16 protein-coding genes are annotated in these 16,615 nt (G+C 73.7%); 6 read left to right on the top strand and 10 right to left on the bottom strand.

Annotated elements, in window-relative coordinates; genetic code table 11:
• Positions 1–56 precede the first annotated feature (56 nt).
• Positions 57–1,187 carry a WD40 repeat domain-containing protein gene (locus Dfulv_RS25085; RefSeq protein ID WP_259855579.1) on the top strand — a complete coding sequence of 377 codons (1,131 nt, stop codon included), beginning with the start codon at positions 57–59 and terminating at the stop codon, positions 1,185–1,187.
• A 17-nt stretch (positions 1,188–1,204) separates the two neighbouring features.
• Entirely contained in the window at positions 1,205–1,528 is a 324-nt protein-coding gene (locus Dfulv_RS25080; protein ID WP_259855577.1) for a DMT family transporter, read from the top strand.
• Here Dfulv_RS25080 and Dfulv_RS25075 read toward each other — a convergent pair.
• The 8 genes from Dfulv_RS25075 to Dfulv_RS25040 all read right to left on the bottom strand — a co-directional run bounded on the left by Dfulv_RS25075 (position 1,525) and on the right by Dfulv_RS25040 (position 10,485).
• Positions 1,525–2,358, bottom strand: a complete 834-nt coding sequence (locus Dfulv_RS25075; RefSeq protein ID WP_259855575.1) for an LLM class flavin-dependent oxidoreductase — start codon at positions 2,356–2,358, stop codon at positions 1,525–1,527. The genes Dfulv_RS25080 and Dfulv_RS25075 overlap by 4 nt on opposite strands.
• Before the next feature lie 38 nt (positions 2,359–2,396).
• Positions 2,397–3,281: an ABC transporter substrate-binding protein gene (locus tag Dfulv_RS25070; RefSeq protein ID WP_259855572.1), complete on the bottom strand. Its 885-nt coding sequence runs from the start codon at positions 3,279–3,281 to the stop codon at positions 2,397–2,399.
• A 2-nt stretch (positions 3,282–3,283) separates the two neighbouring features.
• A complete protein-coding gene (locus Dfulv_RS25065; protein ID WP_259855570.1) occupies positions 3,284–5,389 on the bottom strand; it encodes a 3-hydroxyacyl-CoA dehydrogenase NAD-binding domain-containing protein in 2,106 nt (701 codons plus the stop codon).
• A 2-nt stretch (positions 5,390–5,391) separates the two neighbouring features.
• Positions 5,392–6,603, bottom strand: a complete 1,212-nt coding sequence (locus tag Dfulv_RS25060) for an acetyl-CoA C-acetyltransferase (RefSeq protein WP_259855569.1) — start codon at positions 6,601–6,603, stop codon at positions 5,392–5,394.
• A gap of 91 nt (positions 6,604–6,694) precedes the next feature.
• Positions 6,695–7,504 carry an ArsR/SmtB family transcription factor gene (locus Dfulv_RS25055; RefSeq protein WP_259855567.1) on the bottom strand — a complete coding sequence of 270 codons (810 nt, stop codon included), beginning with the start codon at positions 7,502–7,504 and terminating at the stop codon, positions 6,695–6,697.
• 36 nt (positions 7,505–7,540) lie between these two features.
• Entirely contained in the window at positions 7,541–8,890 is a 1,350-nt protein-coding gene (locus Dfulv_RS25050; protein WP_259855565.1) for an MFS transporter, read from the bottom strand.
• Complete coding sequence (locus Dfulv_RS25045) at positions 8,887–9,444, bottom strand: TetR/AcrR family transcriptional regulator (RefSeq protein WP_259855563.1); 558 nt, start codon at positions 9,442–9,444, stop codon at positions 8,887–8,889. Before Dfulv_RS25045 ends, Dfulv_RS25050 begins: the two co-directional genes overlap by 4 nt.
• A gap of 177 nt (positions 9,445–9,621) precedes the next feature.
• A complete protein-coding gene (locus Dfulv_RS25040; RefSeq protein WP_259855561.1) occupies positions 9,622–10,485 on the bottom strand; it encodes an EamA family transporter in 864 nt (287 codons plus the stop codon).
• Between the two features lie 84 nt (positions 10,486–10,569).
• Between Dfulv_RS25040 and Dfulv_RS25035 the strand changes: the two genes are divergently transcribed.
• The gene (locus Dfulv_RS25035; RefSeq protein WP_259855559.1) at positions 10,570–11,445 is read left to right on the top strand and encodes a LysR family transcriptional regulator; all 876 of its coding nucleotides are present in this window, start codon (positions 10,570–10,572) and stop codon (positions 11,443–11,445) included.
• Here Dfulv_RS25035 and Dfulv_RS25030 read toward each other — a convergent pair.
• Complete coding sequence (locus tag Dfulv_RS25030; RefSeq protein WP_259855557.1) at positions 11,426–12,253, bottom strand: sugar nucleotide-binding protein; 828 nt, start codon at positions 12,251–12,253, stop codon at positions 11,426–11,428. The genes Dfulv_RS25035 and Dfulv_RS25030 overlap by 20 nt on opposite strands.
• An 83-nt stretch (positions 12,254–12,336) precedes the next feature.
• Here Dfulv_RS25030 and Dfulv_RS25025 point away from each other — a divergent pair, with 83 nt between their 5' ends.
• The gene (locus Dfulv_RS25025; RefSeq protein WP_259855555.1) at positions 12,337–13,494 is read left to right on the top strand and encodes an acyltransferase family protein; all 1,158 of its coding nucleotides are present in this window, start codon (positions 12,337–12,339) and stop codon (positions 13,492–13,494) included.
• On the opposite strand, the gene Dfulv_RS25020 is transcribed toward Dfulv_RS25025, so the two are convergent.
• Positions 13,439–13,969, bottom strand: a complete 531-nt coding sequence (locus Dfulv_RS25020; protein WP_259855553.1) for an orotate phosphoribosyltransferase — start codon at positions 13,967–13,969, stop codon at positions 13,439–13,441. The two genes, Dfulv_RS25025 and Dfulv_RS25020, sit on opposite strands and share 56 nt — an antisense overlap.
• A gap of 762 nt (positions 13,970–14,731) precedes the next feature.
• Between Dfulv_RS25020 and Dfulv_RS25015 the strand changes: the two genes are divergently transcribed.
• Positions 14,732–15,955, top strand: coding sequence for a coiled-coil domain-containing protein (locus Dfulv_RS25015; protein WP_259855551.1), 1,224 nt, complete (start codon positions 14,732–14,734; stop codon positions 15,953–15,955).
• A gap of 236 nt (positions 15,956–16,191) precedes the next feature.
• Complete coding sequence (locus Dfulv_RS25010) at positions 16,192–16,536, top strand: RNA polymerase-binding protein RbpA (RefSeq protein WP_259855550.1); 345 nt, start codon at positions 16,192–16,194, stop codon at positions 16,534–16,536.
• Positions 16,537–16,615: the final 79 nt, after the last annotated feature.

The following is a 16,615-nucleotide window of genomic DNA, read 5'->3' as shown; positions in this document are numbered from 1 at the left end:
TAGCCCGGACACAGGCGCCTGACCATGCCGCGCGGCCGTCTGCCACACTGTCGCGCATGTGGCAGCGGATCGGGGGCGTCGTCGCGGCGGCCGTTGTGATCGGGGTAACAGCAGCACCCGCGGTGGCGTACGCGCCGTCGGCCGCGCCGTCGACCGGCCCCTCGGTGGGCCCGGCGACGCCCGGCACACCGGTGTGCACGATCAGCGACCCGCAGGTCACCGAGGTCTCGGGGCTCGTCGCGACCGACGACGGCTACGTCGTGGTCAACGACAGCAACATCGAACGGTCCCGGGTGAAGATCATGTTTCTGGACCGTCAGTGCAAGCTGACCCGCAGCGTCAGCTACCCGTCGAACGCCTTGGACCCCGAGGACCTCGCGGTCGCCGAGGACGGCACGCTGTGGGTCGCCGACATCGGCGACAACACCACCGCCACCGGCGGGTCCGGCAACCGCCGCTCGACGGTCGCGCTGTGGAGCCTCGCGCCGCAGGCGACCGTGCCGGTCATCCACCGGCTCGTCTACCCCGACGGCAAACCCCGCGACGCCGAGGCGCTGCTGCTCAACGGCGACGGCACCCCCGTCATCGTCACCAAGGACCCGGTCGGCGAGGTGTACGTGCCGGACGGGCCGCTGGCGGCCAACAACACCAGCGGGGTTCCGTTGCGCCGCGTCGGGTCGTTCAAGCCGAGGACGACCGGGACCGCCAACCCGTACGGCATCCTGGGCACCGGCGTGGTGACCGGCGGCGCGGTGAGCCCCGACGGCAAACGCGCGGTGGTGCGCACGATGTCGGACGCGTACGAGTTCGACGTGACCGACGGTGACGTTGTCGCCGCGATCACGAGCGGCACGCCGCGGATCACCCCGCTGCCGAACGAGCCGCAGGGTGAGGCGATCGCCTACACGCCCGACGGCAAGTCGTTCGTGACGGCGTCGGACCAGCCGAAGACGAGCACCATCCTGCGGTATACGCCGGTCGCTCCGCCACCGCCGCCGAGCCCGTCCGCCGCACCGGCCGCCGCGCCCGGCCCGGGCAAGTCCCGCTCGTTCCTCGACGGGCTCTCGCTGCGTGACGTGACCTGGATCGTCGCGGGGATCGGCGGTTTCGGCGTGCTGATGATCGCCGTCGGGGTGATCGGCGTGCGTCGTTCCCGGGCCGCCCGGCGCGCGATGATCGCGCCGTGACCGGACAGGGGTGACCGGTGGCCTACGTGTTCCTGTTCGTCGCCATCGCCGTCGAGGTCGTCGCGACCAGCCTGCTCAAGGCGACCGAGGGCTTCACGAAGCTGTGGCCGACGGTCGCCGTGCTCACGGGCTACACGCTGTCGTTCGTGCTGCTGTCCCAGGCGGTGAAGGCCGTGCCGGTCGGCGTCGCCTACGCGATGTGGTCCGGGCTCGGCACGGCGGCGATCGTCGCGATCGGCGCGGTGTTCCTGCACGAGCCGCTCAGCGTGGTCAAGGTGGTCGGGGTGAGCCTGATCATCGCCGGTGTGGTGATCCTGAACCTCGGCGGCGCGGCACATTAGGGTCCGGGCGGTCTGGGCGGTCCGGCGTGGACGCGGGCCAGCAGTTGCTCGTAGGGCGCGCGGCGGCCGTGGAGATGCTCGAGCCACCAGGTGATGCCGACTGCCTCGTATCGCCCGAATCGCTCGTCGTCCGGTCCGGCGGAGACGCCGGTGATCGCGACCTCGAACGGTGCGCCGCCGTCGCGGTGCCCGGCGATGCGGGCGAGGCCGGCGGCCACGCGCTCGGGTGGCATCGTCATCGCGCCCTGCTCGTCGTCGCCGGCGATGAGCCAGCCGTCCCAGCGTGCGGCCCGCCGCTGCGCCGCGCGGCTGTGCCCGCCGACCCAGATCGGCACGCGCGGACGCTGGATCGGCAGCGGCGCGAGGGTGACCCCGTCGACGGTGTAGTGCTCCCCGGCGTGACTGACCGGCCGCCCCTCCCACAGCGCCGCGACGACCTCGAGCGCCTCGTCGAGCCGGGCCGCCCGCTCCCGCCCGTCGCCGCGCTCGCCGAACGCGGTGAACTCGTCCGGCACCCCGCCGGCCCCGGCGCCGAGGACCACCCGGCCCCCGCTGAGCCGGTCGAGGGTGGCCACGGTGCTCGCCAGGACCGCCGGGCGGCGCCGCGGCAACGGGGTGACGGCGGTGCCGAGCCGGACGCGGGTCGTCGCCTGCGCCACGGCGGCCAGCAGCACCCACGGATCGGCCGACGGCACGCCCCACGCGAAGGCGAGATGGTCCCAGAGGAACACCGCCTCCCATCCGGCGTCCTCGGCCGCGCGGGCGAGGTCGACGACCCGGGCGGGCTCGGCGAGATCGCCGAGGGTGCAGATGTCCACGCCGTACCGCATGGCCGGATCATCGCACCGGGGTACGACAGTTTTCTCCGCTACCGCAGCCGGGTGACCGCGCCCGGCGGCGGCTCCGGCACGGCGCCGGGGTGCAGGATCGCGGCGAACGCCTCGACGCCGTCGACGAGCCGCGGGCCGGGCCGCACCACGATGCCGTCGGCGTCGACGGCCCAGACCTGCGCGTCCGGGAACCGGGCGGCGACAGCCGACGCCTGCCGGGCCGCGCCGTCGAGGTGGAACCCGCACGGCGCCACGATCACCACGTCGGGCCGGGCGCCGGTGAACTCGGCCCAGGTCGTCTCCACGGACTTCGCTGCGGGCCGGGCCGCGACCGGTTCGCCGCCGGCCGCCGACACCAGGTCCGGCACCCAGTGCCCGGCGGTGAACGGCGGCTCGACCCACTCCACTACCGCGACCCTGGGCCGCGGCCGGCCGGCGACGGCCCGCGCGACCGCTTCGAGGCGGCCCCGCAGGTCGGCGACCAGCCCGTGAGCGCGGCCGGGGACGCCGGTGCGGCCCCCGACGTCGAGGATCGTGCCGAGGACCTCGTCGAGCGTGTGCGGGTCGAGTGAGAGCACGTCGGCGCGGCAGCCGAGGTGGCCGAGGGCGTCCTGGACGTGCCCGGACGGAATGGCGCAGACCCGGCACAGATCCTGGGTGAGGATCAGGTCCGGGTCCAGCCCCGCGAGCGCGCCGGCGTGCAGGGTGTAGAGGTCGCGGCCGACGGCCGTCGCACCCTTGACGTAGTCGTCGATCTCCCGCGGCGACATGCCGCGGGTGTCCCGGCCGCCGACCACGACGGTCTTCTCGCTGCGCGCCGCCGCCGGCTCGTCACACTCGAACGTGACGCCCACCAGCTGGTCGGACAGCCCGAGCGCGTAGACGATCTCGGTGGCCGACGGCAGCAGCGAAACGAGGCGCATGCCTACAGAAACTGCTCCCCGCGGGCGGCCTTGTCCAGCAGGAGCCGCGGCGGTTCGAACCGTGCGCCGTAGCGGGCCGCCAGGTCCCGGGCCCGGGCGATGAAGCCGGGCAGGCCGCCCTCGTACTGGTTGACGTACTGCAGCACACCGCCGGTCCAGCCGGGGAACCCGATGCCGAGGATCGACCCGACGTTGGCGTCGGCGACGGAGGTGAGCACGCCCTCGTCGAGGCACTTCACCGACTCGACGGCCTCGGCGAACAGCATCCGCTCCTGCATGTCCTCGAACGGGATCCGCACGTCGGGCCGGGCGAAGTGCTCCCGCAGGCCGGGCCAGAGCAGGCCGCGCCTGCCGTCGGCGTAGTCGTAGAAGCCGGCGCCGCCGGCCCGGCCCGGCCGCCCGAACTCGTCGATCATGCGGTCGAGCACGGCGTCGGCCGGTGTGGGTGTCCACGCGTCGCCGTACTGCTGCCGGATCTTGCGCGGCAGGGTGAGCGTCAGCTCGTCGATGAGCTGCAGCACCGGCGCCGGGTAGCCGGCCTGCAGGCTGGCCTGCTCGATCGACGGCGCGGGCACGCCCTCGGTGAGCATCATCATGCCCTCGCCGGTGAACGTGCCGATGACCCGGCTGGTGAAGAAGCCCCGGCTGTCGTTGACGACGATCGGGGTCTTGCGCAGCTGCCGGACCACGCCGAGGGCCCGTTCCAGGGCCTCGTCCGAGGTCGCCTTGCCGCGGATGACCTCGACCAGCGGCATCTTGTCGACCGGGGAGAAGAAGTGCAGGCCCACGAAGTCGGCCTGGCGGCGCACGCCCTCGGCGAGCAGCGAGATCGGCAGGGTCGAGGTGTTGGAGCACAGCAGCGCGTCCGGCGCGACGACGTCCTCGATCTCGGCGAACACCTTGTGCTTGAGCGCCGGGTCCTCGAAGACGGCCTCGATGACGAGGTCGGCGCCGGCAAGGTCGGCCGCGTCGGCGGTCGGGGTGATCCGGTCGAGCAGGTCGGGGCCGCCGCGACCGTTGCGCACGAGCCGCTCCGAATAGGCTTTGCCGTTCGTGGCGGCCTCGACGGTGACATCCTTGAGCACCACCTGCATGCCGGCCCGCGCGCAGACGTACGCGATCGCGGCGCCCATCATGCCGGCGCCGAGGACGGCGACCTTCGCAAACGGCGCGGCCGACGACCCCCGCGCGTTCGCCGCCTGCAGGTCGAAGAAAAACGCCTTGATCATGTTCTTGGCGGTCTGCCCGGTGGCGAGCTCGACGAAGTACCGGCCCTCGATGTCGAACGCGGTCGCCAGGTCGACCTGGGCGCCCTCGACGGCGGCGGCGAGGATGTTGCGCGGCGCCGGGTAGGGCGCGCCCCTGAGCTCCTTGCGCAGCGTCGCCGGGAACGCGGGCAGGTTGGCCGCGAACTTCGGGTTGCTCGGGGTGCCGCCGGGGATCCTGTACCCCTTGACGTCCCACGGCTGGACCGCGTCCGGGTTGGCGGCGACCCAGGCCCGCGCCCGGTCGAGCACCTCGTCCGCCGGCACGACCTCGTGCACCAGGCCGGCCTCCAGGGCCTTCGCCGGACGGTGCCGCTGCCCCTTGAGCAGTACGGTCAGCAGCGCCTCCTGGATGCCCAGCAGCCGGACGGTCCGCACGACCCCGCCGCCGCCGGGCAGCAGGCCGAGCGTCACCTCCGGGAAGCCGATCTCGATCTTCCGGTCGTCGGCGACGATCCGGCGGTGGCAGGCCAGCGCCAGCTCGAGCCCGCCGCCGAGTGCGGAGCCGTTGATCGCGGCGACGACCGGCCGGCCCAGCGTCTCCAGGCGGCGCAGCTGGTCCTTGACCCGCTTGGCCGCGGCCGTCGTCTCGGCGGCCCGGTCGGGGCCGATGCTGCCGAGCATGTCGAGGTCGCCGCCGGCGAACCAGGTCTTCTTGGCGGAGGTGATGACCACGCCGGTGATGCCGGCCTTCTCGGCCTCCAGCCGGTCGAGGGTGGCGTCCATGCTCCGCACGAACGCCTCGTTCATGGTGTTGGCGGAGCGGCTCGGGTCGTCGAGGGTGAGGACGACGACGCCGTCCTCGCCGCGGTCGTAGCGAATGGTTCCGGAAGACTCGGTCATGGTCAGATCCGCTCCACGATCGTGGCGATGCCCATGCCACCGCCGATGCACAGGGTGGCCAGTCCGTACCGCAGGTTGCGGCGTTCGAGCTCGTCGACGAGCGTGCCGAGGAGCATGCCGCCGGTGGCGCCGAGCGGGTGCCCCATGGCGATGGCGCCGCCGTTGACGTTGACCTTGTCGAGGCTGAGGCCCATGTCCTTGGCGTAGCGCAGGACGACGGCGGCGAAGGCCTCGTTCATCTCGACGAGGTCGATGTCGTCGACGGTGAGGCCGGCCTTGGCGAGGGCCTTGCGGCTGGCGGGTGCCGGGCCGGTCAGCATGATCGTCGGGTCGGCGCCGCTGACGGCGGCGGCCACGACGCGGGCGCGGGGCGTCAGCCCGGCCGCCTGCCCGGCGGCCTCACTGCCGACGAGCACGAGGGAGGCGCCGTCGACGATCCCGGACGAGTTGCCGGCGGTGTGGACGTGGTCGATGCGCTCGACCCAGTGGTACTTCTGCAGTGCCACCGCGTCGAAGCCGCCGAGCTCGCCGATCGTGGCGAACGACGGGGGCAGCGAGCCGAGGCCCTCCAGTGTCGAGGCGCGGACGTGCTCGTCGCGGTCGAGGACGACGAGGCCGTTGCGGTCGCGGACCGGCACGACGGAGCGGGCGAAGTAGCCGCCGGCCCAGGCCTTGGCGGCACGGGTCTGCGACTCGAGCGCGTACTGGTCGACGTCCTCGCGGGTGAAGCCCTCCATGGTGGCGATGAGGTCGGCGCCGATGCCCTGCGGGACGAACCGGGTCGCGAAGCTGGTCTCCGGGTCCATCGCCCAGGGGCCGCCGTCGGAGCCCATCGGCACCCGCGACATCGACTCGACGCCGCCGGCGAGGACGAGGTCCTCCCAGCCGGCGCGGACCTTCTGCGCGGCGATGTTCACCGCCTCCAGGCCGGAGGCGCAGAATCGGTTCAGCTGGACGCCGGCGACGGTCTCGGGCAGCCCGGCGGCGACGGCGGCGGTCTTGGCGATGTCGCCGCCCTGGTCGCCCAGCGGCGAGACCACGCCGAGCACGACGTCGTCGATCGCGGCGGGGTCGAGCCCGGGATGGCGGCGGCGCAACTCGTCGATCAGGCCGACGACCAGCGAGACCGGCTTGACGCCGTGCAGCGACCCGTTCTGCTTGCCCCGCCCCCGCGGCGTGCGGACGGCATCGTAAACGAAAGCCTCAGTGCTCACCTACTGAAGAGTAACTACGTGGGAGGCCGGGCACCACCCCGGCGCCGGATGCCCGTGGTGATCTCGCCGGCCCACCGCCCGCCAGGGGCCGCTACGCGGGCAGCGGCACGCCCGTCTCCAGCAGGGTCTTGAGGCCGGCGAGCAGCTCGGGCCAGCCGCCGCTGCCCTCCAGCCGGCCGCTGATCGCCTCGTGCATCACGCTGCCGGGCACGAAGTCGTCGTGGATGAGCGTGAGCTTCACCGTCTGCGGGCCGGCGGGCTCGATCGTGAACGTGACCTTCGAGCGGGGCTCGCGGGCCCGCTCGGCGAGCTCCTCGTCGCTCCAGCCGAAGTGCTGGGCGTGCTCCGGCCGGAAGGTGTGCCAGGTGTACGACAGCAGTCGTGGCGGTTCGGCCCGCAGCACCCGGTCGCCGTAGTCCTTGAACTCCTCACCGGGCGCGTCCTGCCAGAGGACCGGCGAGTCGGGCCGCCAGTCGGAGTGCAGGGCGACGCCGCCCCAGTACTGCCGGGTGAACTCCGGGTCGGTGAGCGCCTGCCACAGTCGCTCGGGGGTCGTCGCGATGTACGTCGTGTAGGCGAAGACGGGATTGCCCATCGGGTCCTCCAGTGCGCGTTTCAGGTCGGCGAGGGCGCGGGCGTGGCCGCGGTGATAGCGGTCGATCCAGCGCTCGGCGATGGCGTTGATCGGCGCGGCGTCGAGGTAGTGCAGCTTCTCCCGGCCGCGCCAGGTCGTGGTGACGAGCCCGGCCGCCTCGAGCACGGCCAGGTGCTTGCTCACCGACTGCCGGGCCATGCCCAGCCCTTCGCACAACTCGCGCAGCGTCTGCCCGTTGCGCGAGTTGAGCCGGTCGAGCAACTCCCGCCGGCTGTCGTCCGCGAGAGCCTTGAACACCTCGTCCATCACCCTATCCAAAATATGCAGCCGATTGGCTGCATGTCAACGCGCCGCCGCGGTGTCCACCGATGTGCCCGCCGGCGCCGGTTCCGGCCCGGCTTCCCGGAACGCCAGCAGCGCGGCGAAGGCGAGGACCCCGCCGGCCGCACCCGACCAGCCGGCGGCCCGCAGCGCCGGCAGGGCGGGCAGCTGCGCGGCGGCGAGCCCGACGAGGCCGCCGAGTTGTTTGGTGAGGATCGCCGCGGCGGTGGCGGTGCCCATGTCGGCGTGCGGCACGCTGCGCTGCACGGCGATCGTGTGCCCGCCCATGGCCGGGCCGAGGCCGAGCCCCGCGACGAGGGTCAGTGCCGCGAGGTGTACCGGATGTGCCCCCGCCGGGCTGAGCAGCAGCGCGATGCCGGCGGCGGTGACCAGCACCGCGCCCGTCAGCAGGACGGGCCGGGTCCGGCCGGTGCGCAGCACGACCGAGGCGGTGAGCCGGTTGCCGGCGGCCATGCCGATCAGCATCGGGAGCAGGACGAACGCGGACGTGGTGGCGGAGAAGTGGCGGTCGTGCTGGAGGTACAACGGCAGGAACACACCCGCCGGCAGGGCCGCGGCCTGGTACCAGAACCCGCCGGTGAGCAGCGCGGCGGAGCTGCGCCTGCCCAGCACGGCGGGCGGCAGGATCGGCACCTCGGCGCGCCGTTCGACGGGCACGAGGCAGGCCAGGAGGGCGGCGCCGGCGGCCAGGATCAGCCAGTACCGCTGCAGGCTCAGCGCCAGCAGGACGAGCGTGAGCCCGCCGGTCAGCAGGGTGATCCCGGCGACGTCGAGGCGGCGATCGGTGCCGTGCCGGGCGCGGTCGGCGGGGAGTCGCGCCGCGATCACGGCCAGGGCGGCGACGCCGATCGGCAGGTTGACCCAGAACGTCCACCGCCAGCCGGCGTGGTCGGTGAGCAGGCCGCCGAGGATCGGCCCGCCGACCATCCCGGCGACCACCATGCCGCCGAGCAGGGTCTGCATGCGCACGCTGCCCGCCTCGGCGCCCAGGTCACGGATCGCGGCCATGCCCAGGGCCAGCAGGGAACCGGCGCCGAGGCCCTGGACGGCGCGAGCGGCGACGAGGGTGCCGATGTCGCCGGCGGCGCCGCAGGCCAGGGAACCGGCGAGGAACACCGCGAGGCCGGCGAGCAGCAGGCGCCGGCGGCCGAACAGGTCGCCGAAGCGGCCGTAGATCGGGACGCTGACCGTGCTGGTGATGAGGTACGCGGTGACGAGCCAGAGATACCACGTGTCGTCACCGCCGACCTCGTGCACGATGCGCGGCAGGGCGGTGCCGATGACGGTGCCGTCCAGCAGGGCGAGGAAGGCGCAGGCGAGCAGCGCGAGGACGACCACCCGGTGCCTCATGCGCGCAGTGCCCCGTGCAGGAACAGGTCGATGAGTTCGTCGGCGGGCATCCGGCCGGCGGCCATCATGAGGTGCTGGAAGGCGTTGGCCAGCTGCTCGGGGCTGCGGCGCAGCCGGTCCCGCTCGGGCGCGAACAGTCCGGCGAGGGCCTCGGCGGTGCTGCCCAGGGCCTGCTGGCGGGTGTCGTCCGGGGGCCGCTCGCCGCGGGTGAGCCCGCCGGTGGCGCGCAGCGCGCCGGCGACGGCACCCATCCGGGTCAGGTAGCCCCGCAGCGTCTCGACGGCCTCGGTGAGCCGGGCTTCGAGCGGCTGGTCGAGGTCGATGGAGCGGATGTGGGCGAGGGTGTCGTCGAGGCGCAGTGCCTCGGCCATACAGGCGGCCAGCAGCGTCTCCTTGTCGGTGAAAGCGCGGAAGACGGTGCCCTCGCCGATGCCCGCGGCGCGGGCGATCTGCGCGGTGGTGACGGCGGCGCCGTGCTCGACGACGAGCGGGAGCGCCGCGGCGACGATCATGGCGCGGCGCTGGTCGGGACTCATGGCGGGAGCTCGTTTCATACCCGCCACCGTACGGAGTGAGTACTCACTCCGTCAACGATGTTTCCCGCCGCCCCATTGATCGTGGGAAACTTCGGGTCGCCGGGGCAGCCGAACGTTCCCACGATCATGGAGCGACCCTCCGGCGCCTTGGCGGGAAGCTCCGGTCGCGCCGAAGCCCGGCGCGGTCGAGCGACGTTATGCCCTGGACGGTTCGGCGACCGGCGAAACGGCGGCGGGCCGGGCGCCGGTGCGTTCCGCGCCGATGCCGGCGACGACGACAAACGCGACGCCGGCGATCGCGGCCGGGCCGGGGACCTGGTGCAGGAGCAGCAGGCCGACGACGAGCGCGGCGGCCGGTTCGAGGGCCATCAGCGTGCCGAACGCGGCGGTGGTGAGCCGGCGCAGGGCGAGGAGTTCCAGGGTGTACGGGATGACGGGCAGCACGACGGCCAGCACCGCCCCGACGAGCACCAGCTCCCAGGTCAGCCGCACGGCGACGGAAGGGCCCGCGACCACGGTGGCGACGAGTGCTGCGACCGGCATCGACACCGCGAGCCCGCGCACGCCGGTGACCTCGTCGCCGACGCGCTGGGTCAGCAGGATGTACCCGGCCCAGCACGCGGCGGCGGCGAGCGCGTACCCGACCCCGGCCGGGTCGACGACACCGTGCCAGGGTTCGGTGAGCAGCACGACCCCCGCGGCGGCGAGGATCGGCCACAGCTTGGCGCGGCCGCGGGCGACGGCGACGCCGAGCGGTCCGAGGAACTCCAGGGCGGTGGCGGTACCGAGCGGAAGCCGCGCGATCGCCGCCATGAAGAACATCGTCAGGCCGGCGGTCGTGACCCCGAGGGCGACGCAGGCGAGGAACCCGGTGTGGGTGAACCGCGACGGGCGGGGCCGGGCGATGGCCAGGAAGATGACCCCGGCCCAGGCGAGTCGCAGCCAGGCGGCGCCTTCCGGGCCGAGCTCGTCGAACAGTCCGACCGACAGGGCGAGTCCCAGCTGGACGATGACGACGGAGGCGAGGGCCAGGGTGGCGCCGGTGCGGGTGGGGGTCATGCCTGCCAGTAGGGCATGCCGGGACCGTTCACGTCCACGTCGGCTTTCTGGACGTACCGTTCATGAATCCTGAACAATCTCGGGGTGGACACCCGCCGCCTGCGCTATCTCGTCGAGCTGGCCAACCGGGGCTCGATGCGCCTGGTCGCCGAGGCGCTGCACGTCACGACGTCGACGGTGTCGCAGCAGCTGGCGCTGCTGGCGAAGGAGGCCGGGGCGGCGCTCGTCGAGCCCGACGGGCGGCGCGTGCGGCTGACCCCGGCCGGGCACCGCCTCGCCGGGCACGCCGTGACGATCCTGTCGGCGGTCGAGGCGGCGCGGCTCGACCTGGCCCCCGGCGCGACACCGGCCGGGACGGTGCGGGTCGCCGGGTTCGCGACCGCGGTGCGCCGGTCGCTGCTGCCGATCGTCGGTGAGCTCGCCCGCCACCATCCGGACGTGCGGCTGCTCATCCACGAGCACGAGCCGGCGGAGGCGTTCGCGCTGCTGGCCTCGGACGAGGTCGACCTCGCGCTGACGTACGGCTACAACCTCGCCCCCGCGACGTTCGACCCGGCGGTGCACGCGGTGCCGCTGTGGACGACCGCGTGGGGCCTCGGCGTGCCGACCGCGGCGCCGGCGGGCGGCTCCGCGGTCGCCGTCTTCGCCGCGTTCCGTGACCACGACTGGATCGTCAACAGCCGCAACACCGCCGACGAGCGGGTGGTGCGGACGATCGCGGCGCTGGCCGGGTTCGAGCCGCGGATCGCGCACCGGGCGGACAGTCTCGAGCTGGTCCAGGACCTCATCACCGCCGGGCTCGGCGTCGGCCTGCTGCCGGAGCACTGGCCGCTGCTGCCGGGGGTGTCGCTGGTGCCGCTCACCGACCCGGCGGTGACGATGCGCGCCTACGCGGTGACCAGGCGCGGCCGCAGCGGCTGGCCGCCGCTGGCGCTGGTCCTCAGAATGCTGCGGTCATGAACTCCTGCGCGCCGCGCAGCCGGGTCCGCAGCAGCGCGGCGGCCCGCTCGGTCCGCAGCCGCACATCCGTCGGCAGGCCCGGGCGCACGTCGGCGGCCCGGGCGGCCGGGATCGCGGCCGGGTCGAGGCCGTCCCGGCGGGCGACGAGGACGCCCAGGTCGTATCGGCTGAGGACGTCGGCGCCGGCGACGTTGAGCACCCCGGCGTAGTCCCCGGCGGCCAGTTCCAGCAGGGCGTCGGCGAGGTCGTCGACGTGCACGGGGCGGCGGATCTGGTCGGTGAACAGCGCGCCGGTGACGCGTCCGGCCACCAGGTCGTGGGTGAGCGTTTCGTGGCCGCCGTCGCCGCCGCCGACGATGAGCGACGTGCGCACGACGGCGGCGGTGGGAACCACGGCGCGTACTGCCGTCTCGGCCGCCGCCTTCGACGCGCCGTACCGGTAGACCGGGTCCGGCTCGGCGGACTCGTCGTAGTCGACGGCGCGGCCGGAGAAGACCGCGTCGCTGGACACGTGGACGAGCCGGACACCGGCGGCGGCGCAGGCGACCGCGACGTGGGCGGCGCCGTCGGCGTTGGTGCGCCAGTCGTCGCGGTCCCGGCCGGCGGCGGCGTGGACGACCACCGCGGGGCGGATCCGTTCGACGCTCTTGCGGACGGCGTCGGCGTCGCGGACGTCGAGCTGTTCGTCGGCGTGCTCGCCGGGCCGGCTCAGGTAGGTGCCGGTCACCGCCCAGCCCGCCGCGGCGGCGCGGGCGGCGACCCGCCGGCCGAGATGTCCGGTGGCACCCGTGACCATCAGTCGTGTCATGCCCTCAGTAGTACCGCAGAGCTACATGAGATGGCTCTGCGGCGTGACGCGGCGGGCGGGGTGGTCTTCCTACGGTTGCGGGCATGCTCATCGACCGCATCGAGGCCGCTACCCCGAAGGACCGGGACCGGGGTGTCGACGCCCTGCGCGCGTTCGCGATCCTCGGCGTGGTCCTCGGCCACTGGCTGGTGACCGCCCTGGTCGTCGACGGCGGCGCGGTGCACGGCACCAGCAGCCCGTTGCGGCACCTGCCGTGGCTGGCGCCCGCGACCTGGCTGCTGCAGACCCTGGCGGTGTTCTTCTTCGTCGGCGGGCTGGTCGCCGGACGTTCCTACCGGGGGTCGGATGGGCCGTGGGTCCGTTTCCGCCTGGCCCGCCTCTTCCGGCCGGTGGCCGTGCTGCTGCTCGTGTGGGCGGTGGCGTGCGCGGTCCTGCTGGCCGCCGGGCTCGACACGGGCACGGTGCGCACGCTGGTCAAGCTGGTGCTGTCGCCGCTGTGGTTCCTGCTGGTGTTCGCGGCCCTGACGGCGGCGACCCCGCTCGCGATGCGCCTGCATCCGGGCTGGCCGCTGCTGGCGGTGGCGCTCGTCGACGCGGGACGGTTCGTGCTGGACCTGCCGGGCTGGACCGGTTGGCTCAACCTGGCGGCGGGCTGGCTGGTGCCGTACTGTCTGGGCGCCCGCCGTCCCGTCGCCTCGCCGTGGCTGCTGCTGATCGGCGGTGCGACGGCGACGGCCGTGCTCGTGCGGTGGGGCGGCTACCCGGCCTCGATGGTCGGCGTGCCGGGCGAGGGCGTGTCGAACCTCAATCCGCCGACCCTGGCCGCGGTGACGTTCGGCGTGGCCCAGGTCGGCCTGGCGCTGCTGCTGCTCGACCCGTTGCGCCGGCTGCTGCGCCGCCCGGCCGTCTGGGCGGCGGTGGCGCTGGTGAACCTGTCGGCGATGACGGTGTTCCTGTGGCACCAGACGGCGATGCTGACGACGACCGGTGCTGCCCTGCTGGTCGCCGGTCACCCGCTTCCGGGCCTGCACACGGCGCCGGTCACGGCGGGCTGGCTGCTCCCCCGGCTGGCCTGGCTCCCGGTGTTCGCCGCGGCGCTGCTGCTGTGCTGGGCACTGTTCCACCGCTTCGAGCGCCCGGCGGGCCCGCGTCAGCCCGCCGGCCCTGTCCGGCCGGTGGTGGCGCTCAGTCCCGCGCCGCCGCCTCCAGGTCGGCCCGGGTCAGCAGGGACCGCAGTGTGATCCCCGCGCCGGCGAGGGCCTCGGTGCCGCCTTCCTGCCGGTCGATGACACACAGGGCGTGGCTGATCTGCGCGTCCAGGTCGCGCAGCTGACCGGTGGAGATGACGACCTGCCCGCCGGAGGTGACCACGTCCTCGACGACGAGGACCCGGCGGCCGGCGACGGCGGCGCCCTCGGCCAGTCTGCGCGTCCCGTAAGGCTTGGCGGTCTTGCGGACGAACGCGCAGGGCAGGCCGGTGTGCCGGCCCAGGGCCGTGACGACCGCGATCCCGCCCATCTCCAGCCCGGCCAGGACCTCGGTGCCGTCCGGCACCAGGGCTGCCATGCCGGCGGCGACCTCGTCGAGCAGGACCGGGTCGGCCTCGAACAGGTATTTGTCGAAGTACTCGGTCGCCACCCGCCCGGACCGGAGCACGAACTCGCCGGTCAGGTGGCTCGCGCGGTGGATCCTGGCGGCCAGTCGTTCATCGGTCACGGGGCTCGACCCTACCCATGAACGCGGGGCCTGACCCGCCGGCCGGGCGATACCGCCAGGTCTTTCGGCGAGCCCGGGCCCCGCGTGCCCGGGCGGAGATCCGTGCGCGTCGCCGCCGCGGCCGCCATGACCCGGTCCGCGGCGGGTGCGTGCCCGTGCTGCCGGCGCCGGTCGTCGGTACCGGCTCGCTACGCGGCCGGCCGATGTCCCGGACGGTCCGCGTGAACCACGGACCCGGCCCTCATCGTGACCGGCGTCGACGTGGTGGGCACGCCGCTGTCGCCGATTCCGGGCCAGCGTTCGGCGACCCGCCCGCTCCCGTGCCGCCGGACCTTCCACCGGCACGGCTGCCCCGGCTTCGCTCGATCGCGCCCAGGTGTGCGTCGTTCTTCGGCTCCGAACGGGAGGCCCCGTGATCCAGGGGAACTTCGGGTCGCCTGGGAGCCTGCTGCGCAATTCGGATCTCTCGCGCGTCAACCCCGACAACCGCGCCGATCTTGGAGTTGTGGTCCTTGACAAACCCGGACAAATTCGGAGGTTCATGGCGCCACAACTCCAAGATCGGCGCATAGCTGGGCCGCCAACGCCGTCCCAGCGAATTGCGCAACAGGCTCCTGGGCGACCGGAAGCCCTCACGCGCGCATAACAGTCATTATGGTGTACCTGCTTCCGAGGGGTTTATTGAATTATCGGTAATGAAAATCCGGTAATCACCGGCGTGTCGTGCCGGGAAGATGCGGCGGAGGTTCTACGCTCGCCCGCGTGAACGAGTCCCGGATCGACGTGCGGATCGACGACGACAGGCAACGGACCAGAACCCCCCGCAAGCGCTCCGCCGAGCCACTCATCGAGCAAGTCGTCGAGCCGCCCGTCGAGGACGCCGAATCCGCCGACGAGCGGCCCTGCGCCCACTGCGGCCGGCCGGTGCCGCAGCGGAACTCGGCCGGCAGGCCCTTCCGGTACTGCCGCGACAACAACGGCGAATGTCAGCGTGACGCCCGCAACGCGCGGATGCGGCAGCGGACCTCGCCCGGGCTGGCGGGTCAGGTGGCGCGGGCGTTCGAGGTCGCGGAGCGGCTCGACCAGGTCGTGGAGACGCTCGTCGAGGCGTTGCACGCCGAGCTGTCCCCGGCCGGGGTCGAGCGGCGCATCGCGGAGGCCCGGGCGGAGGCCGCGACCGGGCTCGTCGCCGCCCACGCGGAGCGCGACGACGCCCGTGACACCGCCGCTCAGGCCCGCGCGACGGCGGCCCGGGAGAAGGGCCGCGCGGACGCGGCGCTGGCCGAGGCCGCCGCCGACCGCGCCCGGGCCGAGCAGGAGGTCGACGCGGCCGAGGCCCGCGCCCGGCAGACGGAGGCCGACGCCGAGCAGGCCGTCCGGGAGACCCGCGAACGGGCCGAGTCCGAGGTCGCCGCGGCGCGGGAGCAGCGCGACGCCGCCGAACGGCAGGCACGGGAGGCGGGGGAACGGGCCGCCCGGGAGGTCGAGGCCGCGCAGCAGCGGTCGGTGGCGACCGTCGCCGCCGCCGAGGAGCGGGCGCGTGCCGAGGTCGCCGCCGCGGAGGCCGCGGCGCGGGAGGCGGACGCGGCCCGGGCGGTCGCGACGGTCGAGCGGGACACCGCCCGCCGGGAGGCGGCGACGGAGGCGGCGTTGCGGGCGGAGGCCTACCGGGAACGGGACACGGCCCGCGACGCGGCGGGTGCGGCGCTGCGGGAGCGCGACGTCGCCCACACCGCGGTGGAGCGGGCCCTGCGCGAGCGGGCCGAGGCGGAGAACCGGTTGCAGCGCCGGCTCGACGCGGAGGGCGCCCGGGCGGCCGGCGCGGAGGCGGCGCTGATCGCGGCGCGGGAGGAGCTGACGAGGCTGCGGGCGGAGGTGGACCGGGTGAACGGCTGGGCGGACGACCTGCGTGGCCAGGTCATCCGGCTCACGGAGGCGCTCACCCGGCTGACGGTGTCGGGAACCGCACCGTCCGCCGACGGGTGAGAACTGTCAACAACGCGGGTGACCTGCCGAAACTACCCGAGGTGAATCTCGACACGATTCCAGGCAACTGGTCGATCATGGAAACTCCACGTAAAATCAGGGTACCGACCCGGCGGCTCCCCTACCGCTGTCCCGGGTAGGTGGTGTAATCTGCCCGCCCGCGGTGGGAATCGTCAGACCACGTGGCGTCGTTGGTTACAGCGAAGCGCAACACGATTCGAAGGGGAAGACCGACCATGGGCGAGCGCATGCTGCGCGGCAGCCGTCTCGGAGCCGTCAGCTACGAGTCCGACCGCAACACCGAGCTGGCTCCGCGTCAGACCCGAGAATACCTGTGCGCCAAGGGGCATCAGTTCGAGGTGCCGTTCGCTGTCGACGCCGAGGTCCCGATGACCTGGGAGTGCAAGTTCGACGGCAGCGTCGCGCGGCTGGTCGACGGCAGCGAGCCGGAGCAGAAGAAGGCCAAGCCCCCGCGCACACACTGGGACATGCTGCTCGAGCGCCGCTCGATCGCGGAGCTCGAGGACATTCTCAACGAGCGTCTCGAAGAGGTCCGGATGCGCCGCGGTCGTTCCGCGTAGCCGCACCGTTTGTTCAGGGCGAGGCCCCGGCGACCCGCACCAGGTCGCCGGGGCCTCGCCCTGAACACGGCACCGGACA

Origin of the sequence: Dactylosporangium fulvum, assembly GCF_025137375.1 — a bacterium.
Lineage (GTDB): Bacteria > Actinomycetota > Actinomycetes > Mycobacteriales > Micromonosporaceae > Dactylosporangium > Dactylosporangium fulvum.
The sequence above is the reverse complement of the archived record's forward strand: the minus strand, read 5'-3'. Positions and strand labels throughout refer to the sequence as shown.

Coding starts and splice junctions, on each gene's coding strand:
- Dfulv_RS25085 (WP_259855579.1), top strand. CDS start 57: ATGTGGCAGCGGATCGGGGGCGTCGTCGCGGCGGCCGTTGTGATCGGG.
- Dfulv_RS25075 (WP_259855575.1), bottom strand. CDS start 2,358: ATGCGGTACGGCGTGGACATCTGCACCCTCGGCGATCTCGCCGAGCCC.
- Dfulv_RS25070 (WP_259855572.1), bottom strand. CDS start 3,281: ATGCGCCTCGTTTCGCTGCTGCCGTCGGCCACCGAGATCGTCTACGCG.
- Dfulv_RS25065 (WP_259855570.1), bottom strand. CDS start 5,389: ATGACCGAGTCTTCCGGAACCATTCGCTACGACCGCGGCGAGGACGGC.
- Dfulv_RS25055 (WP_259855567.1), bottom strand. CDS start 7,504: ATGGACGAGGTGTTCAAGGCTCTCGCGGACGACAGCCGGCGGGAGTTG.
- Dfulv_RS25050 (WP_259855565.1), bottom strand. CDS start 8,890: ATGAGGCACCGGGTGGTCGTCCTCGCGCTGCTCGCCTGCGCCTTCCTC.
- Dfulv_RS25045 (WP_259855563.1), bottom strand. CDS start 9,444: ATGAAACGAGCTCCCGCCATGAGTCCCGACCAGCGCCGCGCCATGATC.
- Dfulv_RS25040 (WP_259855561.1), bottom strand. CDS start 10,485: ATGACCCCCACCCGCACCGGCGCCACCCTGGCCCTCGCCTCCGTCGTC.
- Dfulv_RS25030 (WP_259855557.1), bottom strand. CDS start 12,253: ATGACACGACTGATGGTCACGGGTGCCACCGGACATCTCGGCCGGCGG.
- Dfulv_RS25025 (WP_259855555.1), top strand. CDS start 12,337: ATGCTCATCGACCGCATCGAGGCCGCTACCCCGAAGGACCGGGACCGG.
- Dfulv_RS25010 (WP_259855550.1), top strand. CDS start 16,192: ATGGGCGAGCGCATGCTGCGCGGCAGCCGTCTCGGAGCCGTCAGCTAC.